The following is a 25,382-nucleotide window of genomic DNA, read 5'->3' as shown; positions in this document are numbered from 1 at the left end:
TCCCTGGAGCGATCAAAACCTTGAGCTTAGCAGCGATCAGGGTGCGTATCGCAATACGCACACGTGATTTGCAAACTTGCGCTCAATGCGTTCCGAACAAGCCCTGCGGATATTCCGGCTTTTGCTCACGCGCCATCAGCGCCTTCAGGCCTTCGATCGGCGTCACGTCGCCGTGTAGCACGGCGCGCACACCTTTGCTGATGGGCAAATCGAGGCCGTGCTTGTCGGCCAGACGCACGACCTCGTCCGCGGTGACGACGCTTTCCACCACTTGGCCGATCTGCGCAACCGCCTCGTGAATGCCGACGCCCTGGCCCAGTGCAAGACCGAGCCGGCGATTGCGCGACAAATCGCCGGTGCAGGTGAGCACCAGGTCGCCCAGGCCGGACAGGCCCATCAGCGTTTCCGGCTTTGCGCCGAGAGCCACGCCCAGACGCAGCATCTCGTTCATGCCGCGGGTGATGAGTCCGGCGCGCGCGTTCAGTCCGAGCTTCATCCCATCAGCCACGCCGGTGGCCACAGCCAGCACGTTCTTCATCGCGCCACCCAGTTCGGCGCCGAGCACGTCATTGCCGGTGTAGGCGCGGAAGTTCGGCGCGTGCAGCAAGATGGCGAGCTGCTGCGCGAAGGCCTCGTTCTCCGAATGCACGGTGACAGCGCTGGGCATGCCAGCCGCCACTTCTCGCGCGAACGACGGGCCAGTAATCACCGCCGCGGCGCGCCCCGGCAGCTTTTCCGCCACCAGTTCATGCAGGAAGCGTCCGGTGCCGGGCTCGAAACCTTTGGTAGCCCAGGCGATGCTGGCGCCCGGATCGAGCAGCGGCGCGAGCTCGCTCAGCATTTCGGCAAAAGCATGACTAGGCACCACGATCAATACGATGATGGCACCACGCACAGCCGTGGCCAGGTCGGGCTCAAACGCGAGCCCGGATGGCAGTTCGAGATCCGGCAGATAGCGCTGGTTGCGATGGCTGGCCGCCATGGCGGCCAGGGCCGCGGCATCACGCCCCCAAAGGCGAGTGGGCACGCGATTGCGGGCAGCCAGCGCGGCCAATGCCGTACCCCAGGAGCCAGCCCCGAGGACAGCCAAGCCATCCCGATCGGCGATAGGCTGGTCGGTCATGTCGCAGACCTGCTTGGCCGCTCAGCTGTTGAGCGAAGGCGCCTCGCCGCCGGACGCCGTGCGGCGCTGCTGCTCGGCGTAAAGGGCTTCGAAGTTGATCGGCTGCAGCAGGAACGGCGGGAAGCCACCTTCCTGCACCAGGTTGGAAATCACGTGGCGGGCGTACGGGAACAGGAGGTTCGGGCAGTAACTGCCGATGATGCCGGCCTGATCGGGCTCGCTGAAGCCGGCGATACCGAACAAGCCCGCCTGCTTCACTTCCGCCAGATAAGCGGTGCGCTCGTCGATGGTGCAGGTGAGCGTGAGCGTGAGCACCACTTCGTACAGATCGTTGCCCAGGCCCGTGGCTTGCTGGGACAGGTTCAGCTGCACTTGCGGAGCCTCGGTGATCTCGCCGATTTCCTGGAAAATCTGCGGCGCATTGGGCGCCTCGAAGGACACGTCCTTGACGTAGATCTTCTGCAGCATGAGCTGCGGCTGGTTCGCCTGGCCACTGGCCTGGCCGTTGGCGGTGATGTCTGCCATGGGTATCCCTCGGTTCGAAAGGCAAGCGCGCAGAGCGCAAAGAAGGGGAATTGTTCCATACATCCCCGTCTGCCGCCATGTCGGCGAACAGCTTTGTTGGCCCAACGGATTGCACATGCGCCTGTTTTTACGGGATAATGCACGGCTCGCCCCAGTCGACCCGGCCATCCGGGCATTCCGCTACGCGATGCGGACCTCACGACAACGGCGACAAGCAGCACCCTCCAGCATCGCGTGGCGCACAGCGCCGCTGGGCCGATGTCGCCCTGGCCAACGGGCGGTTTATGAATTTACGGAGGTCATCATGGCCCGTGTATGCCAAGTCACCGGAAAGGGTGTGCAGACAGGCAACAACGTCTCGCACGCCAACAACAAGACCCGCCGCCGCTGGTTGCCCAACCTGCATGAGCGCCGGTTCTGGGTTCCCAGCGAAAACCGCTGGGTAAAACTGCGCGTCTCCAACCAGGCGCTGCGTACCATCGACAAGAAGGGCATCGAGGCCGTGATCGCCGACCTGCGTGCCCGCGGCGAAAAGATCTGAGGAGGATTGAGCCATGTCCAAGAGCAAGAGCGACAAGATCCGCCTGATCTCCTCCGCCGGTACCGGCCACTTCTACACCACGCAAAAGAACAAGAAGAACACGCCCGACAAGTTCGAGTTCAAGAAGTACGATCCGGTAGTCCGCAAGCACGTGATCTACAAGGAAGGCAAGATTAAGTGACCCGTCGCTAGACAGGTCATCCCGGCAAAAGTTGGGGTCAGTGCCTTTTAGAGAAGCCCGCCGCAAGGCGGGTTTTCTTTTGCCCGCTTGCCAGTGCTTTTATCGTTGCGCATGATCGCCTGATGGAAACGGCACAAGCGCTCTTCCCAAGCTTGCTCGGCGACGCCGTCTGGCATGCCCTGCCCAGATCGGTGCGCCGTATGCACGGCTCCGCCTCGCGCATCCTCGCACGCGGTAAGGCCGACGTCGAAGGCAGCGACAACCTGGTCGCGCGAGTCTTACGGCGCCTGCTCGGACTGCCGCCTCCTGGCATGGAACAGGCGCTGGAGGTATGCATCGAGCGTCAGGGTAATCGTGAAACGTGGACACGACGTTTTGCCCTAGGCCATATGCGGTCGACGCTGCGAAGCGATGCAAATGCTGCGTACCTGTTCGAACACCTCGGCCCAGTCACTCTGCGCTTTACTCTGCTTCCCGACGCACAAGGGGTGGAGTGGCGTTTGAACGGCGTATCAGTGCTCGGCGTGCGTGCGCCGCGTCGATGGTTCGGCACGGTGCTGTCGCACAGCGGTGAACGCGATGGACGCTATGCATTCGCCATTGATACGCACCTACCCTGGATAGGCCGGCTCGTTGCCTACCACGGCTGGCTGGAGATCGTTGACCATGACTGAGCCTGTCGTACAACCCGTGGTTGTCTACGACGGCGTCTGCCTTTTATGCAGCCGCTGGATCCGCTTCCTGCTTGAGCACGACCACGAGGGGCGCTATCGATTTGCTTCTATGCAATCGGATAACGGTCGCCGCCTTCTGCAGGCTCATGGCCTGAATCCCGATTCGCCGTTTTCGATGCTGCTGGTCGAAGACGGTCGCGGTTATACCGATACCAGCGCAATCGCCCGCGTACTGCGCGGACTACCTCGCCGCCGCTGGCATTGGCTGAGCAACCTCATATTGCTCGTTCCCCACACCATCCGCGACTTTGCCTATCGTTTCGTTGCACGCCATCGCTATCGTCTTTTCGGGCGAAGCGATCAATGCTTCGCACCCTCGCCGGAGCAACGCTCGCGCTTCATCTCGTGAATATTTCCAGCTTGGAACGGATGTCGTAGTCAGAAAGCGCTGCCAAGGCTTCGTCCAGATCGAACAGTCCCATGCATGGCATCGCTCCACGAACGGTAAGCGAACCATCGGCTTTTTTCGCGCCAGCACCACGGCAGGCAAGGCCGGGATTTGCGGTCCACCGCCTGCTGCGGCATGCAGCGACCAACGTAGCGCCCCGCAATCGGCGCTTTTTTTGCTTTTGAGATAACCATCCCCTGGTTGGTTGTAGTCGCCCGACTAACGTCCTAGTCCTAGCCCCGCAGACTTGCCAGCCACTTTAGATAGAAGGCCATCACCGTCAAGAGGGCATTAACTGCACCCGATTGGAGTTTTGACGCAGCCTGGCATGGCAGCTTTTTACTAACTGGTTTGCTTGATTGCTCGAAAGACCCCGCTTGTACTCGCAAAGCCTAGCTCAGGTGCATAGCAAAATCCGACATCCACCTGAGCAAAACCTGCGGCGCGAATTTCGTCCAGCAAGTCCAACCCAAACCAGTGAAACGTGTAAATACCGGCGCTCCTTACACCATCGCCATGATATTCAGGTGATGCAAAGTGCGTAAGAGATCCATCCGGATTTGGCTTCCCTCGTAATAGCGAGGTAGCGCGCTCTTGAAAGAACGGCACAGTAAACACAAGCGCACCGCCAGGTGCGAGCACTCGACTACATTCATGTAGTGCGGCGCGGTAGTCGTATACATGCTCCAATACATCGCTATGGGCTATCACATCGAGGGATTTCGATCTATAAGACAGCTGCGTGATGTCCTCGTGTCGCGTGTAACGAAAGCGGAAGGTACTTGATCGCCACACATAAGCTTTCCCTTGCTGTTTGTCGTGCCCGAGGAACTCCGAGCCCATCGTATTGGGGTATCGGCGCTTCACCGACCGATATAATCGGGACGCCTGCTCCAATAAAGCGATTCGAACTCCGTGGTCACTCACGGTGTCAGCGATAGCGCACGCCATCAAGCGCTGCCGGTTCGTCAGCTTGCAATGCGCACATCGCACCACTTCTCGCAAATTGAGCATGGGTCCGCTCGACAAGCGAAAGACCGTCGCTCGGTTGCACCATACGCACCAACCTTGGACCATTTCGCATTGAGCTACAGAAGCCTCGTACGCTTCTACCGCCGCACCAAGCTTATTCACGTCCTCAACGTATTGACGCACATCTGCATACCAATTCAACATATTTGATATTTTCCGGCCACATTGCAAATGGACTTGTATTGCAGAAGTATTGGAATTTTCAGCTTCTTTATGACAGACAAAAAAAGCCTGCCAAAAGGCAGGCTTTTCGATTCAAACTCGATAACCTGAGTCAAGCGCCGCTGATGGTATAACCCTTCAACCGCTGAGCGAACTCCTGCAATGTGCGAATGCCACTCTGCTCGGCTTCGACAATCCATTGCTGTAAACCCTTCAGCGCCTGCTCCGCACCCCGCTGCTCCATAAGCTCTGCAAGTCGATTACGAAAATCGCAAACGGTGCTGAGAGTGGGGCGCTTGGCAAGGACGGCCTGCATGCGTTCGCGACCATCGCTGTCGAGCCAGCGGCCACCATCGGCAAGAGCGCGGCGCAGACGACGCGGGATGGACTTGATGCCCTCGCCAGCGTGCTGAGCCTCATCGCGCAGGGTGGGTACGATCACGTTGCGGTAGTAATCGGTCATCGCCTGGAAGCGGTGGGTGAGCACGGCCTTCAGGGTTTCAGCGTCGGGCAGGTGCACGTTGGGACGCACGTCCAGCGTGGGCGCTACGCGCAGCACCTTGGCCAAGCCCACCTTACGCAGCACGCAGATGGCAGCCCAACCGATGTCGAACTCCCACTTGCGCAGCGCGAATTTGGCCGAGCTGGGGAAGGCATGGTGGTTGTTGTGCAGCTCTTCGCCGCCGATCCAGAAACCCCAAGGAATGAGGTTGGTGGCCGTGTCAGAGCTTTCGAAGTTGCGGTAACCCCACCAGTGGCCAATGCCATTGACGAAGCCGGCCGCCCAGAACGGAATCCAAATCATCTGCACGGCCCACACGGCCGCGCCGATCACGCCGAACAGGGCGAAGTCGATAATCAGCATCAGCGCCGGACCCCAGTACGGATGAGCGGTGTAGAGCTTGCGCTCGATCCAGTCGTCCGGCGTGCCGCGGCCGTACTTTTCCAGATCTTCCTTCACGTAGCTGGCGTCGCGATACAGCGACACGCCATCCCAGAACACCTTCTTGATGCCGTAGATCTGCGGGCTGTGCGGATCTTCTTCCGTCTCCACCTTGGCGTGGTGCTTGCGATGCACAGCCACCCATTCCTTGGTGACCATACCGGTGGTAAGCCAGCCCCAGAAACGGAAGAAATTCGCGATGACGGGATGCAGGTCGACGCCGCGATGCGTCTGGCAGCGGTGCAAATAGAGAGTGACGGTGAAGATGGTGATCTGCGTGACCACCAGCAGGTAGACGAGAATCGTCACCCATCCGGCTTGGCTTACACCGCCGGAAAGGAAATGCAGCACTGCGTCGAGCATCGTGGGAAAATCCTGGGGTTGAAAAGGCAGTCTAGTCGAGGGTGTCCGTACCTACCAGCATGGTAGGACCCTAGCGCTTCGACTTCCGTTAAATCGTGACGGAAAACGGTTGTCTGTTGCATGGGGTCACCCCGACAATCATGCAATGAACGCGCCTAAACCCGCTTTACCTCCCGTACTGCAACTTGAAAGGGTCGCCCGGCGCCGGGCCGGCCGGTCGGCCGTGTCCAATCTCAGCCTGCGTCTGGACGCCGGCCAAGTCCTTGGGCTGCTTGGGGTGAACGGGGCCGGCAAGTCCACCACACTGGCCATGATCGCCGGGGCATTGCGACCCGACCGGGGAACGATTTCCCTGTTGGGAAAGGACTTCCTGGAGCATCCGGAACTGGCTCGGCAGGCCATCGGCTGGCTGCCGGAAGCTGCCCCACTGTGGCCGGAACTGACCGTCCGCGAACATTTGAACGCACATGGCCGCCTGCGCGGCCTCTCCGGCGCCCGGCTGGACCAAGCCCGGGATGCCGTGCTTGAACGGCTGGAACTGAAGGATCTGGCCCGTCGCCTGGCCGGCGTATTGTCGCAAGGACAACGTCAGCGCCTTGGACTGGCCTGCGCCCTGCTGCACCGTCCCGCCCTGCTGGTACTGGACGAACCGGCCAACGCGCTCGATCCGGTACAGGTCGTCGCCTTGCGCGCACTGCTGCGTGAACTGGCTGCGGGCGGCACATCGGTCATTCTCTCCACGCATCAGCTGCCCGAAGTGACAGCGGTGTGCGACCGCGTGGCAATCCTGCACGAGGGCATGCTGCGCTACGACGCACCGTTGGCGGCGGATCAACATGACGCACTGGAAAAGACCTTCTTCAACATCGCGATGGCCAAAGCCGCATGACCCTTTTTGCTGTGACGCGGCTGGAACTGCGCCGCCTATTCGTGCGCCCGCTTGGCTGGATTGTTGCCGCTCTTGCGCTAGCGGAACTTGGCTGGCGCTTCGCACTGCTGCTGCAGATCTTCCTGCTTAATCAGGTGAAACTCGCGGCCTTGCCGGATGGCCCGGGCTATACCGACCTAGTGGCCGTACGCCTGTACAGCAGCTTCATCACCGGCAGCCCTTTGCCGCTCGGCATGATCGAACTCGCGCTGCTGCTGGTTCCCCTGTTGACCATGAGCACGCTGGCGAGCGAACGCAGCGCCGGCACCTTGCCGCTGCTGTTTTCTACCGGACTGTCCGCCTCGCGCATCCTGCTCGGCAAATATCTGGCGGTGCTGATCTGGCTAATGCTGTGGCTGCTGCTTGCGCTCGCCATACCTGTGAGCCTTGCACATGGCGTGACACTGGACTGGGGCAAGCTTGCCGCCGCCACGCTGGGGACCTTTCTCGCGCTCGCCGTACTCGGTGCGATCGGCGTAGCCTGCTCGGCGTTCGCTTCGCATCCGGCCGTCGCTGCCGTCGCTGCGCTGATGATAGGTTTGGCACTGAACTGCATCAATCTCGGCGCGCAGCTTGCCGGGGTCAATAGCGGTTTCATCAATTGGCTGGCGATGAGCACGCATCAGGAAACCTTGCTGCGCGGCCTGGTATCAAGCGCGGACATAGTGTGGTTTCTGCTGGTGATCGTCGTGGCGCTGACGCTCGGTACGCAACGCCTCGCGGCCGACAAGGAGCGCGGCTGATGAACATCTCTTTCATGCGCCGCCTAAATGGATGGCTATTTGCATTGCTGGTGCTGCTCGGTGCCGGCGCGATCGGCTATCTCACTGCGCGTCACGATCGCATCGTCGATTGGACCTACAACAGCCGCGTGAGCATGTCGCCAGAAACGCGCGCGGTGCTCGCGAAGCTGGATGGACCGGTCGACATCGTCAGTTATGCAAGTCCGCAGGGCGATCTGCGCCAGACCATCGCCGCCGCGTTGCAGCGCTATCAAAAAGCCAAGCCGGATTTACACCTGAGTTTCGTCGATCCACAGCAGGATCCGGCGGCGATGCGCAATCTCGGGATCACTGTCGATGGCGAACTAATTCTGCATTACCGCGATCGCCAGCAACGCTTGGATACGCTGACCGAACGCAGTCTCACCGATGCATTGGAACGCCTGGTGCGCGGCAACGATCGCATCGTTGCATTCGTCACCGGCAACGGCGAGCGTCGCGCGGATGGCGTTGCCAATGCGGATTTGGGCACCTTCGCGTCGCAGCTTGAACAAAGCGGCATGCGCGCGGTGCCGTTGAATTTCTCGCAGGTCACCAGCGTGCCCGAGCACACCGATGTGGTCGTGCTCGCCGGCCCGCAGGCAGCACTGGCACCGGGAGCGACCAAAGCGCTGGTCGATTACCTTGGCAACGGCGGCAATCTGCTGTGGCTGGCCGACCCGGGCAACATGGATGCAAGCCTGCAGCCCATCGCCGACGCACTCGGCATTCGCGTGCTGCCGGGTGAACTGGTGGATGCATCCGCATCTGCGCTGGGTCTGAAGGATCCGCGCATGATCGCGCTCGGCGATTACCCGCCCAGCACCATCACGCGCGGCCTCACGCTCACCACGCTGTTTCCTGAAGTTGCACCGCTGGCGGAGATACGCCGAAGCGAGTGGCAGCTCGAACCGTTCCTGCGCTCCAGCCCGCAAGCCACCACGCAATCGCTGGATGGAAGCGCAACGGCATCGCTGAAGGGACCGCTCGACTTCGGCTTCGCGCTCAGCCGTCTTTCGCCCAGCCCCGCCAAGAGCGAGCAGCGCGTGGTGGTGATCGGCAACGGCGATTTCCTTTCCAACAGCTACCTCGGCAACGGCGGCAACCGCGCGCTGGGCGAGCGTATCTTCAACTGGCTGCTGGGCGACGACCAACTCATCAGCATGCCGCCGCGCGGCGCGCCTGATCGCGTGCTCAAGATGTCGCAAGGCGAACTTAGTTTGCTCAGCATCGCTTTCATGATTTTCATGCCGCTGCTCTTGCTGGTAATCGGCGCACTGATTGCCTGGCGCAGGCGACGCGCATGAAGCGCGCAATGCGCCGGCAACTGTGGCTTCTAATCGCAGTGATCGTGCTACTTGCCGCCGCATGGTGGCAGCTGCGCAACGACCAGGCATCCGCTCCCGGCACACTGCTGCCGCTCAAGCCCGAGAAGATCACGCGTGCGACGCTACAAATGGGCAACGCATCGTCCGAACATTACGAGAAGCGCGGCGAGCATTGGTGGCGTACCGATCAGACAACATCAACGCACGCCGATGACCGCCGCGTGGAAGAGCTTGTTCGCATCGCCGCCGCTCCAGTGCAAAGCTGGCAACCTACAAACAGCTACGACCTCGCCAAGATCGGCCTTGCGCCACCTCAGGCCAAGCTGGAGCTGGACGATGAGACGCTGCATTTCGGCACGGCGACCGCCATTGGCCACAACGTGTACGTGCAAGCAGGCGATCGCATAGGCATCGTGTCATTGCGCTACATGCCGCGCTCCGCGCAAAGCCAGTCCATCCAGGCACAGTGACATGCCCGAGCTGCCCGAAGTCGAAACCACCCGCCGAGGCATCGCACCGCATCTGATCGGCCGCCGCGTTGCCGAAGTCACATTGCGCCGCGCTGACTTGCGCTGGCCGATTCCACGCGAAATCACCGAGCTGCTGCCCGGCCAGCGCATCGATGAAGTGGAGCGCCGCGCCAAGTACCTGCTGCTGCACACGCACGCCGGCAGCGCGTTGCTGCATCTGGGCATGACGGGCGTGTTGCGCGTGCTGCCGCCGGATGCGCCTATTGGTGTCCACGATCACGTCGATATCCGCCTGGAACCGCTGCAAGGCGAGCGCGCACGCATTCTTCGTTTTACCGATCCACGCCGCTTCGGCTGCCTGTTGTGGCAAGCGCCAGGCACTACGCACGAATTGCTCGCTGACCTTGGCCCCGAGCCACTTACCGATGCCTTTGACGGCGATCTGCTTTGGCATCGCTCGCGCGGACGCAAGGCGGCGGTAAAGCTGTTCCTGATGGACAACGCCGTCGTGGTAGGCGTGGGTAATATCTACGCCAGCGAAGCGTTGTTTGCCGCCGGCATCGATCCACGCCGGCCTGCAGGTGCGATCTCTCGCGCACGCTATCAGCGACTAGCCGGCGAAGTGAAGCGCATCCTCGCCTGGGCGATCGAACGCGGCGGCACCACCCTGCGTGACTTCCTTAATCCGGATGGCGTGCCGGGTTATTTCTTTCGCGAGCTCTTCGTATACGGGCGCGAAGGCGAGCCGTGCAGGGTGTGCAGTACGGTGATACGGCAGCAAGTGATCGGGCAACGGTCGACGTTCTGGTGTCCGCATTGTCAGAAGTAACGCTTAACCCGGCCAATAGAACTCGGCATATGTGTTGTTGAATTGCGGATCGTCGTATCCGCCACCCAATGCCGCGACCAGCCCGCCAAAGATGCCGTCAACTTCCAGCGCCTGCCCATCTGCGAAATGCGCACCAAGTGCTTCCAGCTCAATCAGTCGCTGGCATAACGCGCCGGCGCGATCGGTTTCGTTTTCCGGCACGTTGCGCAGGCTGATGTCGGCACGACCGAACTTGCGCAGGCCGCGCGTGTGAATCCAATAGCGACCCGCATCGTCTTCGTCGCGAAGGATCAGCAGATGATTGCGCAACGGCGCGCCGTCCTTGATCAGATAACGGCTGCGCCATTCCTCTGCACCGAACAGGGTGAGGATCTGCGGATCGAGAATCGCCACGCCGCCGATATCGAGTAAACCCGCCAGCACACCGTACGTATCGCGCAGATAGCCGGTATCGGCTTGGTCCTTAAAGCGCCCGTGCAATACCAGCACCTGCGGCGCGGCGATGGCTTGTTCATAAGCCTCTGGTGCATCGTTCTTGAACAGTTCGCCTAGCGGTCCTTTCAGCGGATAGCCTTCCCAATCGCGCAGCACATGATGGTGATGGCTGGTGAGCTGCACCTCTTCCGGAAGGCCGTCGCTTCCGTACGTGGCGGACGGCACGCGCGTGGGCTGGAAATTGCCGAACGCGTAGAACTGCAGGATGACTTCCTCATCATTGGGCTGCCAATGCGGACGCTGCCAGGCGGGAAAATAGCTGACCGGATTGCTCATTAACGTTTTCCTTGTGTGATGCCAGTCCGGCTCAATGCTTATCTTCTAGCGGCAGGGTGGACTGCTTCAGCTCGATGCGGCCTTGCCCTCGGGTAATCTTCTTGAACTCGGCGCGACTCACCGAGACATAGCGTTCATTGCCGCCGATCTCAACCTGCGGCCCTTCTGTGATGGCCCGCCCCTGCTCGTCCACGCGCACCACCATGGTGGCCTTGCGACCGGTGTGGCAGATGGTCTTGATTTCTTCCAGGTTGTCGGCCCAGGCCAGCAGATAGCGGCTGCCTTCGAACAGTTCGCCGCGAAAATCCGTGCGCAAGCCATACGCCAGCACGGGAATGTTGAGCTCATCGACCACGTCGGTGAGCTGCCATACCTGCGCCTTGCTCAGAAACTGCGCCTCGTCGACGAATACGCAATGCAGGTCACCATGCGCCGCGATGTCCTCCCGTACCGAAGCCAGCAGATCCGTCTTGGCGGTGAAACGCTGCGCCTGCGAGCGCAAGCCGATGCGCGAGGCCACCACGCCCTCGCCATAGCGATTGTCCAGCGCCGGCGTGAGAATCAAGGTCCGCATGCCGCGCTCGTAGTAGTTGTAAGCGCTCTGCAGCAAGTTGGTGGTCTTGCCGGCATTCATCGACGAATAGTAGAAGTAGAGCTTGGCCATGGGGTTGCGGGCGTACGGAATGGCGCATGGTAGCGCGAGGGTTGCCATCGTGACGAATTGCTTGCAAGCCTGCTTCAACGGCGCCCGGTTTGCTACGATCGCCCTTTGTGCTGCACCCACCTGACCGATCCGGCCGACGCATGCTCAACCCCCAACAATTGGCCGCCGTCGAACACATCGACAGCCCGCTGCTGGTGCTCGCGGGCGCAGGCTCCGGCAAAACCTCCGTAATTACGCAGAAGATCGCGCATCTGGTGCAGCGCCGTAAACTTTCCGCCTCGAAGATCGCCGCGATTACCTTCACCAACAAGGCCGCACGCGAGATGCGCGAGCGTGTGAGCAAGCTGGTGAGCGCGGAGGATGCGCAGGCGCTCACCGTCTGCACCTTTCACGCGCTGGGCTTGAAATTCCTGCAAATGGAACACGCGCGCGCCGGCCTGCGCCGCGGTTTCTCCGTGCTAGATGCTGATGACAGCGAGAACATTGTCAAGGAACTGGCGCCGAAGGGCATCAAGCCGGATGTGCTATTCGGCCTACGCAATCTGCTGAGCCGCGCCAAGAACACCGGCCTTTCGCCAGAAGAAGCGCTGGCTGCCGCGCGCAGTCCGCGCGAACTGGAAGCGGCGACGATCTATGAGATGTATCAGCAGCGTCTCGCCGCGTTCAATGCGGTTGATTTCGACGACCTCATCCGCTTGCCGTTGCGTATTCTCGAAAGTGACGAGGAATGCCGCACGACATGGCGCGAACGCCTGCGCTATCTGCTGGTGGACGAATACCAGGATACCAACGACGCGCAATACCGCCTGCTGAAAGTGCTCGCCGGCACCCGCGGCAGCTTCACCTGCGTGGGCGACGACGATCAGTCCATCTACGCTTGGCGCGGTGCCAATCCCGAGAACATCGACCAGCTCGGCAAGGATTGGCCGAGCCTGCGCGTGATCAAACTGGAACAGAATTATCGCTGCGGCCGACGCATCCTGCGTGCGGCCAACACACTTATCGCCAACAATCCGCATCTGCACGCCAAGAAACTCTGGAGCGAGCATCCGGAAGGTGCACCGATCCGCGTGATCGAATGCAAGGAGGCTGAGCACGAAGCCGAACGCATCGCTGGCATGGCCGCCACCTTGGCGGAAAAGCACAAGGTGCGCTGGCACGACATGGCGATCCTGTATCGCGGCAACTTCCAGGCGCGTCCGCTGGAAAAGGCATTGCGTCTGGCGCGCGTGCCATATCATCTAACCGGCGCGCTGTCCTTCCTCGATCGCGCGGAAGTGAAGGATCTGCTCTGTTATCTACGACTGCTCACCAATCCTACCGACGATGCCGCGTTCCTGCGCGTGGTGAACGTGCCCAAGCGCGAGATCGGCGCCACCACGCTGGAAAAGCTGGGGCAGATTGCACAAACGAAGCACTGCTCGCTACTCGAAGCCACGCGTAGCGACAGCGTACTGCGCCAGTTGAGCCCGCGTCCGGCGGCGGCGTTGGCCTCGTTTTCCGAACTGCTGGATGAGTTCCGCAGCGCTTCGCTGCATGAAAGCGCGGCTGACCTGGTCGATCGCGTGCTGACGCGCACCCAGTACGCTGCGCACATCGCCGCCAGCACGCCAGATGCGACCTTACGCGATCGCCGCCTGGGCAATCTGCGCGAATTGGCCGAGTGGTTCCGCGCGATGCAGAAAGGCGGCAACAGTGCCGGCGATCTCGCCTCGCAGCTGGCACTGCTCTCGCACGCCGATCGCGACGAACCCGGCAATGCGCTGCGCATGATGACCTTGCACGCGGCAAAAGGCCTGGAATTCCATTTCGTTTTCATCGTCGGCTGTGAGGAAGGCACGCTGCCGAACGATGCCGCGATCGACGAAGGCCGCGTGGAAGAAGAGCGCCGCCTGATGTACGTGGGCATCACCCGCGCCAAGGAGCTGCTTACGCTATCGTGGTCGTCCAAGACCAAGCGTTACGGCGAAATCCACAGCAACCTGCCCAGCCGCTTCCTGCACGAACTGCCGCAGGACGATCTGCACTGGGAAGGCAAGGATCCGGAAGCCGACAAGGAAGCGGTGCGCGAAACCGCCGAATCGCACATGGCGAAGATCGCCGCGATGCTGGCCGGCAACTGAGATGTATTCATGAGCGATCACCAATTTTCGGACGAGCAGCGCGCAGGTTTGTATCGCGCCATCCATGAGCGCCGTGACGTGCGCTCGCAATTCCTGCCCGATCCCATTGCGCCGGAAGTGCTGGCACGCCTGCTCAAGGCCGCGCACCACGCGCCGTCGGTGGGCTTCATGCAGCCGTGGGATTTCGTGCTCATCAACAGCGTTGAAGTGAAGCGCGCAGTCAAGGCGCTCTACGAAGCAGCAAATGCAGAGGCGGCAGGCAATTATTCGGACGAGCGCGCCGCGCAGTACCGGCGCTTGAAACTGGAAGGCATCGTCGACAGCCCGATCAACCTGTGCATCACTTGCGATCGCCAGCGCGGCGGTCCACACGTGCTGGGCCGCAACACTATGCTGGACACCGATCTGTTCAGCACTTGCCTGGCTGTGCAGAACTTGTGGCTGGCCGCGCGCGCCGAAGGGATCGGCGTGGGCTGGGTCAGCATCGTCGACCCGGCGCAGTTGGCCAAAGTATTGGAACTACCCGAGCAGGTTTATCCCTTGGCGTATCTATGCCTTGGCTATGTGAGCGAATTTCTGCCCAAGCCCGAATTGGAAATCGCCGGCTGGCGTTCGCGTCTGCCGCTGGAGCAATTGCTTCATGGCAATACGTGGAGCGGCCACGTTAACGACGACGCATTGATGGCGGCGATTCGCGATGCGTAGGCTGGAGTGAGGCGCAGCCGAACTCCAACCGACCTCAAATCAACCGCTGCTGTTCCAACTCGCGTTTCAAATAGGCGTAATAGATCGGTGCGGCCACCAGCCCCGTTAGGCCAAACGCCGCCTCCATCACCAGCATCGCCACCAGCAATTCCCACGCTCGCGCGCGAATCTGCGTGCCGATGATGCGCGCATTGAGGAAGTACTCCAGCTTGTGGATCACGATCAGGAAACCCAGCGACGCCGCTGCTACCCAGATCGACACGGACAAGCCGGCAATGGTCACCGCCGTGTTGGAAATGAGATTGCCGATCACCGGCAGCAGGCCGGCGAGGAAGGTGACTACCACCAGCGTTTTCGCCAGCGGCACGTGAATACCCATCAACGGCAGCACGCCGAGCAAGAAGATGGCGGTAGCGATCGTGTTGATCAGCGAGATCTTGATCTGCGCGAACACGATGCTGTGGAACGCCGCAGCCAGATGCTGGCAACGCTCTCCCAGCGTCGCGGCCAGCGGACCCACCTGATGCGACGGTCGCGCCCGGTTGAGCGCCACCAGCGCGCCGAGCGCCAGACCCAGGATGATGTGCACCAGCACGCGTGCCGTTTCCTTGCCCACGTTCTGCAGGCTCATCGCATGCTTGCGAGTGAGCTCCAGCGCCATCACGCGCAGTTCGTCAACGCTGTCCGGCAGCCAATTAGTCAGCGATTGCGGCAGCTGCGCGCGCGCCTTCTCCACCAGCGGCATCAACTGTTGCTCCCACAGCGCGGCAGGATTGCTGATTTCCTTGCGGAAGAAGCCAACCAGCGCGACGATCAGCAAGGTCAACAAGCCCACCACGATCACGCCGAGCACTGTCACCACAACCAGACGCGCGCGTTCGCCGGAAATGCGCCGGCCGAGCAGCGGCGTCATGGCATGCACCAGCTCGTACACCAGCAAACCGGCCAACAGCGCCGGTAGAAGATGCAAGTACAACACCAGCACCAACGCCAACGCGGTCAACACGTAGCTGGCGATGCGAATACCGCGGGTGGATAGCGGAGTTGCGTACACGGGCGCGATCCATGGCTGGGGAAGGGGTACCGGCAAGTCTGTCATAAACTTACGCGATCCTCTGCGGCTTCATCTTTCTACAGGGTGTTCCATGATCAAGTCCCTGCCCGTTCTGCTGGGCACGTTGCTTCTGCTTTGCGGATGCGCCAGCCAAGCGCCGCATTCGGCTACACCGGCTCCGTCCGCGACCACCAGCGCTGCAGTTGCGCCCGTTCCCTCGGACGACAACCTCAACGCGGTCGCCTGGACACAGACCGCACTCGAGCATGACTTGATCTATCGAGAGACCTTTCGCAGTGCGCAGTCGCAGTTGCTGGCCGCACTGAAGGACAAGAACTGGGATGCGCTGCCCAGCGACGATCGCACCACGCCGTACAAGAACCTGAAGCCGGCGGTGATCCTGGATATCGACGAAACCGTGCTCGACAACTCGCCTTATCAGGCGCGCCTGATCCGCAAGGGCGGTGAATTCAACGAAGCCGACTGGGCCGCGTGGTGCAAGGAGGAACGTGCGCGTGCCCTGCCGGGTGCTGTCGCGTTCACCCAGTTTGCGGCCAAACACGGCGTTGCCGTGTTCTACATCTCCAACCGCGCGCAGGATCTGGATACCGCCACGCTCAACAACCTGCGCAAGGCAGGCCTGCCTGTGTCCGGGCCAGATGCCTTCCTGGGGTTGGGCACCATCCTGCGCGATTGCGATCAGGTGGGCACCGAGAAGAACTGCCGCCGTCAGTTGATCGGGCAGCACTACCGCGTACTGATGCAGTTTGGCGACCAGCTTGGCGATTTCGTCACCGTGCTGAGCAACACTCCGGCTGGCCGGGCTCAGGCTATGGCACCCTACATGGGTTGGATCGGCACTCGCTGGTTCGTGCTGCCCAACCCCACGTACGGTTCCTGGGAACCTGCTTTGTTCAATAACGAGTGGAGCACGCCGCGCGAGCAGCGCCACGAGCAAAAGATCCAAGCTCTTCGTATTGATTAATATCAATCACTTAAGCAGCAACACTTAAAGTGTTGCCTTAGATCAGGAAGGGCCGTATCATGAGCTTGCCGACCCTGCTGACCTCCAAAATCTCTGCGGGCAAGGCCATTTCCCTTCCGGCGATGCCGGCATGACCCTGCGAGGCCCAACGCCCGCGGGGTTTTCTTTTAAGATGCACCGCGCCCGCCGTGTGGCGCGCCGCTGCCCTTTGCCTGGATGGCAAGCCTCCGCCCCTCCACGTGAGAGTATTCATGCGCTTTCAAACACTTAGGCATTGCCTGTTGCTTCTGGCGCTGCTTGCGCTGGTCGCATGCCATAACAAGGAAGAGACCGCCGCGGTACCGGGTGGCGCCACGCCGGAAGCAGCCGTGCAACAGACTGTGGTGCTGATCAAGGCCGGCGATTTCGACGGTTTCTGGAAGCACGCCCTGCCGCCGGCCGACTACGCCAACCTGCGGGCCGACTGGACACACCCGCGCCCCGACCAGCGGCCGATTACCGACGAGGATCGCGCCCGCTTCGCCCAGGCCGTGAAGCAGCTCACCGCGCCCAATGCCGAGACCACGCTGTACGACCAGCTCAAGCCCAAGCTGACACTGATGGAACAGCAGTATCACGACCAACTGCCGGTAATGATCGGCATCGGCCAGGCCATCCTCACTACCGGCATCGCACAGAACAAGACGATGACGGAAAACCAGAAGCAGCAGACCCGAGACGTGCTCAACGTGCTGCTGCCGTGGGCACAGCAAACCTCATGGTTCGATCAGGACAAAGCCAAGCAGGCAGTCGGCGTCGTGGTGACCACCGCGCGTCAGCTCGATCTGAAAACACCCGATCAGCTGCAGAGCATGGACTTCGACAATGCGATGAAGAAATACACCATCGCCTACCAGGGTATTAAGCAATTGCTGACCATCTACGGCCTTTCCGTCGACGACACACTCGACTCCATGAAAGTCAGCACCATCGGCATCGATCACGGCCATGCGCACGTAAAGATCGACTACACCTTGCTCGGCAAACCGTTGAGCACCGACTCGCAACTGGTGCTGGTCGACGGCCGTTGGTACAGCCAGGATCTGATCGACAGCGAACGGGCACAACACGAACAGCTCATGCACCCGCCCGCACCAGCCGGCAGCAGCACCGCGCCAGCACCCGCCGCCAGCGCACGGCCACCAGCCGGCAATGCTTCCACTGGCACGACGCTGGCGGCAAAGCCCTAAGCCTGATGTAAGACCGAACGCTACACTATGCAGATGCCGACTATGACGACCGCGGAACCTTCCTACCGCAGCCGCGCCCCCTGGTGGTTCAACATCGCCGGGCACCTGCTTGAACCGTGGGTACGCATTCGCCGCGATCCGGCCGAACCGGCCAGCTTGTTGCGAGGCGAGGCACCCGTTTGCTACGTGATCGAGCGTGATGGGTTTTCCGACGCGCTGATCCTTGATCGCGCCTGCCGCGAAGCAGGTCTGCCCAGCCCCATGCAACCGTTGTTGTTCACGCGACGCCGCCGCTCGGTCTTTGCGCTGGCGCGTCGCGACGGCTGGTTGTTCGGACGCAATCGCAAGCGTTCGCCGAAAGAGCCGTTCGGGCAATTGGTACGCGCGCTGGAAGGGTTTCCGGACCGCGACATCCAGATCGTGCCCGTGTCCATCTACGTTGGCCGCGCGCCCACACGCGAATCCGGCTGGTTCAGCGTGCTGTTCTCGGAAAACTGGGTGATGGTCGGCCGCTTCCGCCGAATGCTCGCGCTACTGCTCAACGGCCGCGACACAGTGGTGCATTTCTCCGCACCTGTATCGCTGCGCACGGTGTTGAATGAAGAAGGCGAGGTTCGTCCGGAGCGTTTCGCGCGCAAGATGGCGCGCGTGATGCGCACGCACTTCCGCCGCATCCGCGCGGCGGTGATCGGGCCGGACCTTTCGCACCGCCGCACCGTGGTCGACGCCGTGCTCAACGCCGAACCAGTGCGCGCTGTGATTGCCTCCACCGCCGCGAAAGAAGATCTCACTTATGCGAAAGCGTGGGAACGCGCGCACAAGATGATGATGGAGATCGCCGCGGACTATTCGCACCCTGCCGTACGCTCGGCGTCGTTCCTGCTGCGCAACTTCTGGAACAAGCTCTACGATGGCATCACCATGCATCACTTCGACAAGGCCCGCGCCGCAGCGCCGGGCTACGAAGTGGTGTACGTGCCAAGCCACCGCAGCCATGCGGATTACCTGCTGCTGTCGTACCAGTTGCACGCATCCGGCGTGGTGGTGCCACACATCGCCGCGGGCGTGAACCTCAACTTGCCATTGATCGGCCCGATCCTGCGCCGCGGCGGCGCGTTCTTCCTGCGCCGCAGCTTCAAGGGCAATGCGCTGTACTCGGTAGTGTTCAACGAATACGTCGCGCAGCTGATCGATCGCGGCGTGCCGATGGAATATTTCATCGAAGGCGGACGCTCACGCACCGGCCGTCTGCTCGCGCCGCGTGCCGGCATGCTGGCGATGACAGTGCGCGCCTTCCTGCGCGCGCCACGCCGTCCCGTGCTATTTCAGCCCGTCTACATCGGCTACGAGAAGCTGATGGAAGGCAAGAGCTACATCGGCGAACTGTCCGGCAAGCCCAAGGAAAAGGAATCGCTGCTCGGCCTGCTCCGCGGCCTCGGCGTGCTGCGCCAGCGCTACGGTCACGTGGCACTGAACTTCGGCGAGCCGATCGAGTTGACGCCCCTGCTCGATGCCGCCAGCAGCCATTGGCGCGACGCCACCGGCGATCCAAGCACCAAGCCGGAATGGCTCGGCGCGGTGGTCGACCAACTCGCCGAAAAAATCCACATCAACATCAACCGCGCCGCGGACGTCAATCCGATCAACCTGCTGGCGCTGGCACTACTGTCCACGCCCAAGCATGCGATGGCGGAGAACGATCTGCTGGCGCAGCTGGATCTGCTCAAAGCCCTGCTGGAAGAACTGCCGTATTCCGATCGCATGACGCTCACGCCGTTGGCGCCGGACGCGATCATCGCCTACGGCGAACAAATGGGCTGGATCACGCGCGTGCGTCACCCGCTCGGCGACGTGCTGACGGTGGAAGGTGAGCCGGCGGTGCTGCTGAGCTACTTCCGCAACAACGTGCTGCACCTCACCGCTGCTGCCGCATGGGTGGCTTGCTGCTTCCTCAATAACCGCCGCATGTCGCGCGCCTCGGTGCTGCGGCTGGGGCGCATCATCTACCCCTTCATTCAGAGCGAACTGTTCCTGCCTTGGGACACCGAAGGCTTCGGCGCGCAATTGCAGGCCACCATCGACTTCTTCGTACGCCGCGGCCTGCTCGAGGCCGTCGGCGAAGGCCGCGTACTAGAACGTGGCCCAGGCCAGGACGACGCAGCATATCAATTGCGAGTCATCGCACGCAGCCTGATCCAGGCATTCGAACGCTACTACATCGCCATCGCCGCACTGGTGAAAAACGGCCCGCACACCATCACCGCCTCGGAACTGGAAAACGTCTGCGCCCTCACCGCCCAGCGCCTGAGCCTGCTCAGCGAACCGCTGGCACCGGAGTTCTTCGACAAGGCCCTGTTCCGCGGCTTCATCCATAAACTGCGCGAACGCCGCGTTGTCTGGACCGACACCAACGGTAAGCTCGACTACGACACTGCGCTGGAAGATATGGTGCGCGATGCGCGCGTGATTCTTGCGCGCGAAATGCGTCATTCCATTCTGAAGATCACCGGCAGTGAGGAGAAGGAAACACCTCGCGCGACGGCGGATGCGGAAACGACGCCCGCAACGACGGAACAGCCTCCAACGTCAATCGAGCCTCTGAACACCAGCGAAGAGCTGCATGAGCGCCATGTTACCGCTGAGCATCATGAACATGAGCGAGCGCCGGCGGATCAGGATAAAGAGTGATCGCTTTATGGCTGGGTACGAATGCCTTGATTCGTGCGCAGCCATCACGCTATGTCAGAAACGATACCTAGCGCTAGCGCTGACCGTGGCGGCCTTGATGTCGTCGCTCGCACTCTGAAAAGTCTCGATCTCGAAACCGGCTTAGCTACTGACCAGCAATTCCTTCACCCAAGACTTTTCCGTTTACCTTCACGCCATAAAGCGAATCCGGCGTGTCGTGATAAGCCTTGCGCGTTTCTTCGACGGAGCTCTTGAAACGCGGATCCTGCGGACGCTCGTGCGCATTCATGAAATACGCGACATCCCACGCGTCCTGATCGGTAAGCGTGTTGCCACGACCCAAGGGCATGTTGGCCTTGATGAAGCCCGCGGCGTTGTCGAGCCGCTCCATGCCGGCACCCCAGTTGTAGGATTGCGGGCCCCATAGCGGCGGAAAGACCGTGCGATCCACGACTTGCTGGCCTTGGCCGTTGTCGCCATGGCACATTGCGCAATCACGTTTGAAAACAGCTTCGCCACGTGCGTAGTCGGGCGCTTGTGCCGGCTGTGGCAATTTCAAATAACCGTGTCCGGGCGACGCAACGCCGATCGGTTCGCCTTTCGACATCCAGTAAGCATAGGCCTCCAGTGCGACGAGCACGTCATCGCCCAGCGGCGGCGCCTTGCCGTTCATGCTGTACTGGAAGCAGCCCTGCAAACGCTCGGCGAAAGTGTTCACGTGGTGGTTCTTGCTGCGGTACGCGGGATACATGGGATAGGCGCCCCACAGCGGCGCGGAATGCGCTAGGCGACCTGCATCCAGATGACAGTTTTCGCAATTGAGCTGATTGCCGACATAAGCTTTTGCGTAATGACCGGTGTCGATGAAGATCTGCCGCCCCAGCGCGATCTGCTTGCCGAAGTCGTCGTTGGGAATCGAGGATTCCGGAGGCGGTTCGAAGCGGCCAGTGCTTTTTGGGGATGACGCAACTGCAACTGGCGTATCCGATACCGCGGGCGCAGCCTGCTGAGTCGACTGATGGCACGCCGCAAGCGGGAGCAACGCAACGGACAGCATCCATCGCGACGCCTTCATGGCTGCAGTTCCTTCGTCGTGGCGGCGGGCTGCGCGGCGTACCATGCGCTGATGGCTGCGATGTCCACATCACTCAACTTGTTCGCGACGGTTTGCATCAACTGTAGCGGATCGTTGCGGCGCGATCCCTGTTGCCATGCACGCAGTTCGTTTCCGAGATACACGGACGATTGTCCAACCAGCGGCGGAAAGTGATCGCCCACGCCGATGCCGCCGGGACCATGACATTGTTCGCACGCAGGCAATCCACTCGACCAACGCCCGCGCGTAGCTAGCGTTTGCGCAAGCTGTGCGGTCTCGCCCGAGGGGGCCGCCCCCGGCGTCGTATTTGGCACTGATAACCTGCTGTAATACGCCGCTACCGCATCACGTTCCGCGTCACCCAAGCCAGCTGCGACAGGCTGCATAGTGGCGTTGCTACGAGAGCCATTCGCGAAATCGTCTAGCTGTTTGCGCAGATACGCCTGTGGCAGTCCCGCAAGACGTGGAAAACCGGCGGCTGCCTGTCCGCCGCCATCGGGAGCGTGACAGGCCATACATGGCGCCACGCCATGTCCATTGCCTTGTTGCGCAATCGTGGCGCCGTCGGGTGTATTGGCGAGTACGCTGTTGGCGATCAGCGCGCAGCCTGCAAGCAAGACGATACGAATCACATTCATGGCTGCGATGACTGAAACCCGTACTTGCGATAGATCGCCTGTGCCTCGGCCGATGCCATGAAGGTAAGGAAATCTTTGGAGGCCTGTTCGTGCGGCGCGTCTTTCATGCGTGCGGCCGTGTAGGTCGCGGTGACATTCTGTTCTGCCGGTATAGTGATCGTTTCCACCGGGCGATGCAGGACCTGCTGCTGAAAGTAGGCTTCGGTCGACCACACCGGCACCGCATCCGATTCGCCCTGCAGCACGCGCAGCGGCGATTCGCGATGATGGATGCGAGTGAGATAGGTACTGCCGTCCTTTACCTTGTTGTCCATGATCGTGCGATCCAACGCATCGCCGCCCGCTTTGCGATAGCCGGCCTCGATCTGCTTGGCAATGCCCTCCCATTGCGGATTGGGCATGCTGACGCGTACATCTGCACGACCGAGATCCTTCAAGCTTTCGACATGCTTTGGATTGCCTTTCGCCACCAGGATCGCCAGCGGATTGCGCGCGTAGTCAACAGTATCGGCAAACCAGTCGTGCTGCTTCTGTAGCTCGGTGATGGAGCCCTTGCCATTGGTGAAGATGTCCGGTTTCAGCGCGATACGCAAATTGCCCATCACCAGCGAACCGGTTTCGATCTGTTTGGCAAGGATGCCGGGCGGCAACGTTTCCACGAATACGCGCTGGTATTGCGGATGGTGCTGCTTGAACGCTTCTACTAGATCATGCACCACCATGAACTGGTTGCCGGCGAAGAACACGGTGAGCTGCGGATCGACAATGTCGCCATGCAGATCAGCGATGGCATCGAACGGTGGCACGGCAAAGGAAACACCTCTGGTTGGCGGCGGGTTCCACGGTGGCAAGTAATTCGGCTGCGCGGCATGCACGACGCCGCAAGCAACCAGCAAGGCTGCCAGCAGTAGGTGCCGGCGTTTCCAAAGCAGTGACATCATCCATCCCTTCCTAAAGCGGCATCAGGGCATAGCCCTGCTGTTCCAGTTCGGTGATGGTGGTAAGCGCGGACAGGCTAATCGTCACATCCTGGGATGCCCAGTCATCGGCATAGTGGTGCTCGGCCATGGCCTGCCCGCATACCGCAACATCCACGCCGGCCTTGCGCAATTGCGCGATTACCGCGAGGTTGGGATTGGTCACACCGAACTGCGCCTTGTAGTGCTCATCGTCCAGCACCACTGGTGTAGCTGGCCCATAAGCCACGGCCACGAACTTGAGATGATCCAGCGGCACGCCGGCGGATGCGTAGAGATTGACCGCACGTGCCACGCGCTCCAGCGCCGGATTGATCTGATCGGGCTTGTCGCTGCCCTTGGTCAGTGAAAACACCACTTTGTAGGTAGCGGCGGGATTGGGCTGGTAGGCCGCCTTGGGCAGCGGATGGAAGTTGCCGGCGGCGGTGATCACCTGCGTCGGCGCACTTTGAGCCACAGCGCAGCCAAGCAAACTGACAAGCCAGAACAGCGAAATCGAAGGTTTCATGCTTACTTCCCGTTGCGAGCGTCGAGGGGAGGCTACGCCCGCAGAAGCCATCAGGCCACTTCATGTTGCCTATATGACAGATAAGCGTGCTTTATCGTCGTCATTCATCCTGTACCATGCGCGCATGAGCGAGCAGCCCATCACCCACTTCGGTTTTCGCGACGTACCGGTCGCGGAGAAACAAAAACTGGTCGGCCAGGTGTTCACCTCGGTCGCCCGCAGCTATGACCTGATGAACGACCTAATGTCGTTCGGCATCCATCGCCTGTGGAAGCGACATTTCGTGGCCATCAGCGGCATCCGCCGCGGCGATCGCGTGCTGGATCTGGCCGGCGGCACCGGCGACATCGCGGCACTGCTCAAGCCGGTGGTCGGCGAAGCCGGCGACGTGCTCGTAGGCGATATCAACGCCGCCATGCTCAACGTGGGGCGCGACCGCCTCACCGATCGCGGCATGGTTTCGGGCCTGCGCTGGGTGCAGTTGAATGCCGAGGTGCTGCCCTTTCCTGACAACAGCTTCGATGCGGTAACCATGGCCTTCGGCCTGCGCAACGTTACCGACAAGGACAAGGCACTGGCCGACATCTGCCGCGTGTTGAAACCGGGCGGCCGTGCGTTGGTGCTGGAGTTCTCCAAGGTGCGCAACGAGCTGTTCGGCAAGCTGTACGATTTCCATTCTTTCCAGGTGCTGCCGAAGCTGGGCCAGTTGTTCGCGGGTGATGCGGAAAGCTATCAATACCTGGCCGAGTCGATCCGCAAACATCCGGATCAGGAAACGCTGAAAGGCATGATGGAAAGCGCGGGTTTCGAGCGCGTCGAAGTCCGCAACCTCAGCAGCGGTATCGTGGCGATCCATCGCGCATACAAGCTCTAAGCCTGCATCAAGCTTTCTTTCGCTTGCCCGTTGCTAGAACGTGATGCCCACCAGCAGCATGTTCTCGCCTCGGTTGGGCATGTGCAGAAATGCATTCGAACTGTGGCGAATGGCGAGCATCCAGTGGGCGCCCTGCCATCCCAGCGTACTGGTGAACTCGTAGCTGCTGCTCAAGCCTTGCGTGCGCCCGGTATGCAGGCTGGGCTGGAAGCTGAAGAACAAGCGGCGATACCACGCATCAGGCGCATCGCATTGAAAGCGCAGCCCACCCGCCAGCATCCAGATGTGGTCGCGGGTGGTGTAGCGATCGTCCCGAAAACGTGCGATGTCGCGGCCATCGATCCAGCCTGCGGTCATATCCGGCGCCCAGGTGAAACGACTGCTGCCAATCGCGTGTTCGGCGAAGACGGCTTCGGCGAAGACCGTAGGCGTGCCGTCGTTCAAGGTGAAGTAACCGCCCAGAAAACTGCCGCCGCCTTCCACCGAAATGCGCGGACCGTCGGCGAAAGCCGGCCAGGCGATGAGGTTCAACAGGATCGCAGCCGCGATGCGGCGATAAGCGGACGTGACAGCCATGGAAAACCTGCGAGTTACGCCTGTCCGCCAACCAAGTCGCCAACCCCTGCACTACCCACCCGGGCAGTTGCTTGATTGCCATCCGCGTTTGCGCGCGAATGCCCGAACAGGTTTAGCGCCACCCTACTTATTCATTTGTTCTGGAAAAGCGAAGATTTTGCAATGCGGCTCGCGACGCATGCCCGT

27 protein-coding genes are annotated in these 25,382 nt (G+C 61.2%); 15 read left to right on the top strand and 12 right to left on the bottom strand.

What is annotated here, in order from left to right:
* Window positions 1-82 precede the first annotated feature (82 nt).
* A complete protein-coding gene (locus ISP18_RS19470; RefSeq protein WP_380011308.1) occupies window positions 83-1,123 on the bottom strand; it encodes an NAD(P)H-dependent glycerol-3-phosphate dehydrogenase in 1,041 nt (346 codons plus the stop codon).
* 21 nt (window positions 1,124-1,144) lie between these two features.
* Window positions 1,145-1,648 (bottom strand): protein-export chaperone SecB, encoded by a 504-nt coding sequence (gene secB / locus ISP18_RS19465; RefSeq protein ID WP_380011305.1) that lies wholly within the window; start codon window positions 1,646-1,648, stop codon window positions 1,145-1,147.
* A gap of 304 nt (window positions 1,649-1,952) precedes the next feature.
* On the opposite strand from secB, the gene rpmB reads away from it, so the two are divergent.
* The 4 genes from rpmB (at window position 1,953) to ISP18_RS19445 (ending at window position 3,453) form a co-directional block, all read left to right on the top strand.
* Window positions 1,953-2,189, top strand: a complete 237-nt coding sequence (gene rpmB / locus ISP18_RS19460) for a 50S ribosomal protein L28 (RefSeq protein WP_115477825.1) — start codon at window positions 1,953-1,955, stop codon at window positions 2,187-2,189.
* A gap of 13 nt (window positions 2,190-2,202) precedes the next feature.
* Window positions 2,203-2,370 (top strand): 50S ribosomal protein L33, encoded by a 168-nt coding sequence (gene rpmG, locus ISP18_RS19455; RefSeq protein WP_026635435.1) that lies wholly within the window; start codon window positions 2,203-2,205, stop codon window positions 2,368-2,370.
* A gap of 122 nt (window positions 2,371-2,492) precedes the next feature.
* A complete protein-coding gene (locus ISP18_RS19450) occupies window positions 2,493-3,044 on the top strand; it encodes a DUF4166 domain-containing protein (protein WP_380011301.1) in 552 nt (183 codons plus the stop codon).
* Window positions 3,037-3,453, top strand: a complete 417-nt coding sequence (locus ISP18_RS19445; RefSeq protein ID WP_380011299.1) for a thiol-disulfide oxidoreductase DCC family protein — start codon at window positions 3,037-3,039, stop codon at window positions 3,451-3,453. The genes ISP18_RS19450 and ISP18_RS19445 overlap by 8 nt, the downstream gene beginning before the upstream one ends.
* A gap of 381 nt (window positions 3,454-3,834) precedes the next feature.
* On the opposite strand, the gene ISP18_RS19440 is transcribed toward ISP18_RS19445, so the two are convergent.
* Window positions 3,835-4,506, bottom strand: a complete 672-nt coding sequence (locus ISP18_RS19440; RefSeq protein ID WP_380011297.1) for a class I SAM-dependent methyltransferase — start codon at window positions 4,504-4,506, stop codon at window positions 3,835-3,837.
* Between the two features lie 292 nt (window positions 4,507-4,798).
* Window positions 4,799-5,992 (bottom strand): DesA family fatty acid desaturase, encoded by a 1,194-nt coding sequence (locus tag ISP18_RS19435; protein WP_380011294.1) that lies wholly within the window; start codon window positions 5,990-5,992, stop codon window positions 4,799-4,801.
* Window positions 5,993-6,137: 145 nt separating this feature from the next.
* Between ISP18_RS19435 and ISP18_RS19430 the strand changes: the two genes are divergently transcribed.
* From ISP18_RS19430 to mutM, 5 genes are read left to right on the top strand one after another with little or no spacing between them, the layout of a single operon-like run.
* Window positions 6,138-6,881: an ABC transporter ATP-binding protein gene (locus ISP18_RS19430; RefSeq protein WP_380011291.1), complete on the top strand. Its 744-nt coding sequence runs from the start codon at window positions 6,138-6,140 to the stop codon at window positions 6,879-6,881.
* A complete protein-coding gene (locus ISP18_RS19425) occupies window positions 6,878-7,663 on the top strand; it encodes an ABC transporter permease (protein ID WP_380011288.1) in 786 nt (261 codons plus the stop codon). The genes ISP18_RS19430 and ISP18_RS19425 overlap by 4 nt, the downstream gene beginning before the upstream one ends.
* Complete coding sequence (locus ISP18_RS19420) at window positions 7,663-8,988, top strand: GldG family protein (RefSeq protein ID WP_380011286.1); 1,326 nt, start codon at window positions 7,663-7,665, stop codon at window positions 8,986-8,988. Before ISP18_RS19425 ends, ISP18_RS19420 begins: the two co-directional genes overlap by 1 nt.
* Window positions 8,985-9,479 (top strand): DUF4340 domain-containing protein, encoded by a 495-nt coding sequence (locus tag ISP18_RS19415; protein WP_380011283.1) that lies wholly within the window; start codon window positions 8,985-8,987, stop codon window positions 9,477-9,479. Before ISP18_RS19420 ends, ISP18_RS19415 begins: the two co-directional genes overlap by 4 nt.
* A gap of 1 nt (window position 9,480) precedes the next feature.
* A complete protein-coding gene (mutM, locus tag ISP18_RS19410; protein WP_380011280.1) occupies window positions 9,481-10,308 on the top strand; it encodes a bifunctional DNA-formamidopyrimidine glycosylase/DNA-(apurinic or apyrimidinic site) lyase in 828 nt (275 codons plus the stop codon).
* A 3-nt stretch (window positions 10,309-10,311) separates the two neighbouring features.
* Here mutM and ISP18_RS19405 read toward each other — a convergent pair whose 3' ends face one another.
* Together ISP18_RS19405 and ISP18_RS19400 are read right to left on the bottom strand one after the other, a co-directional pair.
* Window positions 10,312-11,079 (bottom strand): hypothetical protein, encoded by a 768-nt coding sequence (locus ISP18_RS19405; protein WP_380011278.1) that lies wholly within the window; start codon window positions 11,077-11,079, stop codon window positions 10,312-10,314.
* 31 nt (window positions 11,080-11,110) lie between these two features.
* Entirely contained in the window at window positions 11,111-11,743 is a 633-nt protein-coding gene (locus ISP18_RS19400) for a thymidine kinase (protein ID WP_380011938.1), read from the bottom strand.
* Window positions 11,744-11,883: 140 nt separating this feature from the next.
* Here ISP18_RS19400 and ISP18_RS19395 point away from each other — a divergent pair, with 140 nt between their 5' ends.
* Complete coding sequence (locus tag ISP18_RS19395) at window positions 11,884-13,866, top strand: UvrD-helicase domain-containing protein (protein ID WP_380011275.1); 1,983 nt, start codon at window positions 11,884-11,886, stop codon at window positions 13,864-13,866.
* A gap of 9 nt (window positions 13,867-13,875) precedes the next feature.
* Window positions 13,876-14,571: a 5,6-dimethylbenzimidazole synthase gene (gene bluB, locus ISP18_RS19390; protein ID WP_380011272.1), complete on the top strand. Its 696-nt coding sequence runs from the start codon at window positions 13,876-13,878 to the stop codon at window positions 14,569-14,571.
* A 34-nt stretch (window positions 14,572-14,605) separates the two neighbouring features.
* On the opposite strand, the gene ISP18_RS19385 is transcribed toward bluB, so the two are convergent.
* The gene (locus tag ISP18_RS19385) at window positions 14,606-15,625 is read right to left on the bottom strand and encodes an AI-2E family transporter (protein WP_380011269.1); all 1,020 of its coding nucleotides are present in this window, start codon (window positions 15,623-15,625) and stop codon (window positions 14,606-14,608) included.
* 91 nt (window positions 15,626-15,716) lie between these two features.
* On the opposite strand from ISP18_RS19385, the gene ISP18_RS19380 reads away from it, so the two are divergent.
* The 3 genes from ISP18_RS19380 (at window position 15,717) to plsB (ending at window position 20,527) form a co-directional block, all read left to right on the top strand.
* On the top strand, window positions 15,717-16,610 hold the full coding sequence (locus tag ISP18_RS19380; RefSeq protein ID WP_380011266.1) for a 5'-nucleotidase, lipoprotein e(P4) family: 894 nt from the start codon (window positions 15,717-15,719) through the stop codon (window positions 16,608-16,610).
* A gap of 251 nt (window positions 16,611-16,861) precedes the next feature.
* Window positions 16,862-17,839: a hypothetical protein gene (locus ISP18_RS19375; protein ID WP_380011263.1), complete on the top strand. Its 978-nt coding sequence runs from the start codon at window positions 16,862-16,864 to the stop codon at window positions 17,837-17,839.
* A gap of 42 nt (window positions 17,840-17,881) precedes the next feature.
* Window positions 17,882-20,527 (top strand): glycerol-3-phosphate 1-O-acyltransferase PlsB, encoded by a 2,646-nt coding sequence (gene plsB, locus ISP18_RS19370; RefSeq protein WP_380011260.1) that lies wholly within the window; start codon window positions 17,882-17,884, stop codon window positions 20,525-20,527.
* A 145-nt stretch (window positions 20,528-20,672) separates the two neighbouring features.
* Here plsB and ISP18_RS19365 read toward each other — a convergent pair whose 3' ends face one another.
* The 4 genes from ISP18_RS19365 to ISP18_RS19350 are packed head-to-tail and all read right to left on the bottom strand — an operon-like array spanning window position 20,673 to window position 23,746.
* Window positions 20,673-21,602 (bottom strand): c-type cytochrome, encoded by a 930-nt coding sequence (locus ISP18_RS19365; RefSeq protein WP_380011257.1) that lies wholly within the window; start codon window positions 21,600-21,602, stop codon window positions 20,673-20,675.
* Window positions 21,599-22,261, bottom strand: a complete 663-nt coding sequence (locus tag ISP18_RS19360) for a c-type cytochrome (RefSeq protein WP_380011254.1) — start codon at window positions 22,259-22,261, stop codon at window positions 21,599-21,601. The genes ISP18_RS19365 and ISP18_RS19360 overlap by 4 nt, the downstream gene beginning before the upstream one ends.
* Window positions 22,258-23,202, bottom strand: coding sequence for a substrate-binding domain-containing protein (locus ISP18_RS19355; protein WP_380011251.1), 945 nt, complete (start codon window positions 23,200-23,202; stop codon window positions 22,258-22,260). The genes ISP18_RS19360 and ISP18_RS19355 overlap by 4 nt, the downstream gene beginning before the upstream one ends.
* Before the next feature lie 10 nt (window positions 23,203-23,212).
* Window positions 23,213-23,746: a DsrE family protein gene (locus ISP18_RS19350; protein WP_380011248.1), complete on the bottom strand. Its 534-nt coding sequence runs from the start codon at window positions 23,744-23,746 to the stop codon at window positions 23,213-23,215.
* A gap of 124 nt (window positions 23,747-23,870) precedes the next feature.
* On the opposite strand from ISP18_RS19350, the gene ubiE reads away from it, so the two are divergent.
* Entirely contained in the window at window positions 23,871-24,620 is a 750-nt protein-coding gene (gene ubiE / locus ISP18_RS19345) for a bifunctional demethylmenaquinone methyltransferase/2-methoxy-6-polyprenyl-1,4-benzoquinol methylase UbiE (protein ID WP_380011245.1), read from the top strand.
* Between the two features lie 33 nt (window positions 24,621-24,653).
* Here the strand turns inward: ubiE and ISP18_RS19340 are convergent, their stop codons facing one another.
* Window positions 24,654-25,196 carry a lipid A 3-O-deacylase gene (locus ISP18_RS19340; protein WP_380011242.1) on the bottom strand — a complete coding sequence of 181 codons (543 nt, stop codon included), beginning with the start codon at window positions 25,194-25,196 and terminating at the stop codon, window positions 24,654-24,656.
* Between the last annotated feature and the right edge of the window lie 186 nt (window positions 25,197-25,382).

The sequence above is a fragment of the Dyella humi genome (genome assembly GCF_044904605.1).
GTDB classification, from domain to species: Bacteria; Pseudomonadota; Gammaproteobacteria; order Xanthomonadales; family Rhodanobacteraceae; genus Dyella_B; species Dyella_B humi.
This window is presented reverse-complemented; position numbering and strand designations above follow the sequence as displayed.

Bases quoted from the DNA above. Each gene is read 5' to 3' on its own strand.
- ISP18_RS19470 (WP_380011308.1), bottom strand. From the start codon at position 1,123: ATGACCGACCAGCCTATCGCCGATCGGGATGGCTTGGCTGTCCTCGGG.
- secB (WP_380011305.1), bottom strand. From the start codon at position 1,648: ATGGCAGACATCACCGCCAACGGCCAGGCCAGTGGCCAGGCGAACCAG.
- rpmB (WP_115477825.1), top strand. From the start codon at position 1,953: ATGGCCCGTGTATGCCAAGTCACCGGAAAGGGTGTGCAGACAGGCAAC.
- rpmG (WP_026635435.1), top strand. From the start codon at position 2,203: ATGTCCAAGAGCAAGAGCGACAAGATCCGCCTGATCTCCTCCGCCGGT.
- ISP18_RS19450 (WP_380011301.1), top strand. From the start codon at position 2,493: ATGGAAACGGCACAAGCGCTCTTCCCAAGCTTGCTCGGCGACGCCGTC.
- ISP18_RS19445 (WP_380011299.1), top strand. From the start codon at position 3,037: ATGACTGAGCCTGTCGTACAACCCGTGGTTGTCTACGACGGCGTCTGC.
- ISP18_RS19440 (WP_380011297.1), bottom strand. From the start codon at position 4,506: ATGCTCAATTTGCGAGAAGTGGTGCGATGTGCGCATTGCAAGCTGACG.
- ISP18_RS19435 (WP_380011294.1), bottom strand. From the start codon at position 5,992: ATGCTCGACGCAGTGCTGCATTTCCTTTCCGGCGGTGTAAGCCAAGCC.
- ISP18_RS19430 (WP_380011291.1), top strand. From the start codon at position 6,138: ATGAACGCGCCTAAACCCGCTTTACCTCCCGTACTGCAACTTGAAAGG.
- ISP18_RS19425 (WP_380011288.1), top strand. From the start codon at position 6,878: ATGACCCTTTTTGCTGTGACGCGGCTGGAACTGCGCCGCCTATTCGTG.
- ISP18_RS19420 (WP_380011286.1), top strand. From the start codon at position 7,663: ATGAACATCTCTTTCATGCGCCGCCTAAATGGATGGCTATTTGCATTG.
- ISP18_RS19415 (WP_380011283.1), top strand. From the start codon at position 8,985: ATGAAGCGCGCAATGCGCCGGCAACTGTGGCTTCTAATCGCAGTGATC.
- mutM (WP_380011280.1), top strand. From the start codon at position 9,481: ATGCCCGAGCTGCCCGAAGTCGAAACCACCCGCCGAGGCATCGCACCG.
- ISP18_RS19405 (WP_380011278.1), bottom strand. From the start codon at position 11,079: ATGAGCAATCCGGTCAGCTATTTTCCCGCCTGGCAGCGTCCGCATTGG.
- ISP18_RS19400 (WP_380011938.1), bottom strand. From the start codon at position 11,743: ATGGCCAAGCTCTACTTCTACTATTCGTCGATGAATGCCGGCAAGACC.
- ISP18_RS19395 (WP_380011275.1), top strand. From the start codon at position 11,884: ATGCTCAACCCCCAACAATTGGCCGCCGTCGAACACATCGACAGCCCG.
- bluB (WP_380011272.1), top strand. From the start codon at position 13,876: ATGAGCGATCACCAATTTTCGGACGAGCAGCGCGCAGGTTTGTATCGC.
- ISP18_RS19380 (WP_380011266.1), top strand. From the start codon at position 15,717: ATGATCAAGTCCCTGCCCGTTCTGCTGGGCACGTTGCTTCTGCTTTGC.
- ISP18_RS19375 (WP_380011263.1), top strand. From the start codon at position 16,862: ATGCGCTTTCAAACACTTAGGCATTGCCTGTTGCTTCTGGCGCTGCTT.
- plsB (WP_380011260.1), top strand. From the start codon at position 17,882: ATGACGACCGCGGAACCTTCCTACCGCAGCCGCGCCCCCTGGTGGTTC.
- ISP18_RS19365 (WP_380011257.1), bottom strand. From the start codon at position 21,602: ATGAAGGCGTCGCGATGGATGCTGTCCGTTGCGTTGCTCCCGCTTGCG.
- ISP18_RS19360 (WP_380011254.1), bottom strand. From the start codon at position 22,261: ATGAATGTGATTCGTATCGTCTTGCTTGCAGGCTGCGCGCTGATCGCC.
- ISP18_RS19355 (WP_380011251.1), bottom strand. From the start codon at position 23,202: ATGATGTCACTGCTTTGGAAACGCCGGCACCTACTGCTGGCAGCCTTG.
- ISP18_RS19350 (WP_380011248.1), bottom strand. From the start codon at position 23,746: ATGAAACCTTCGATTTCGCTGTTCTGGCTTGTCAGTTTGCTTGGCTGC.
- ubiE (WP_380011245.1), top strand. From the start codon at position 23,871: ATGAGCGAGCAGCCCATCACCCACTTCGGTTTTCGCGACGTACCGGTC.
- ISP18_RS19340 (WP_380011242.1), bottom strand. From the start codon at position 25,196: ATGGCTGTCACGTCCGCTTATCGCCGCATCGCGGCTGCGATCCTGTTG.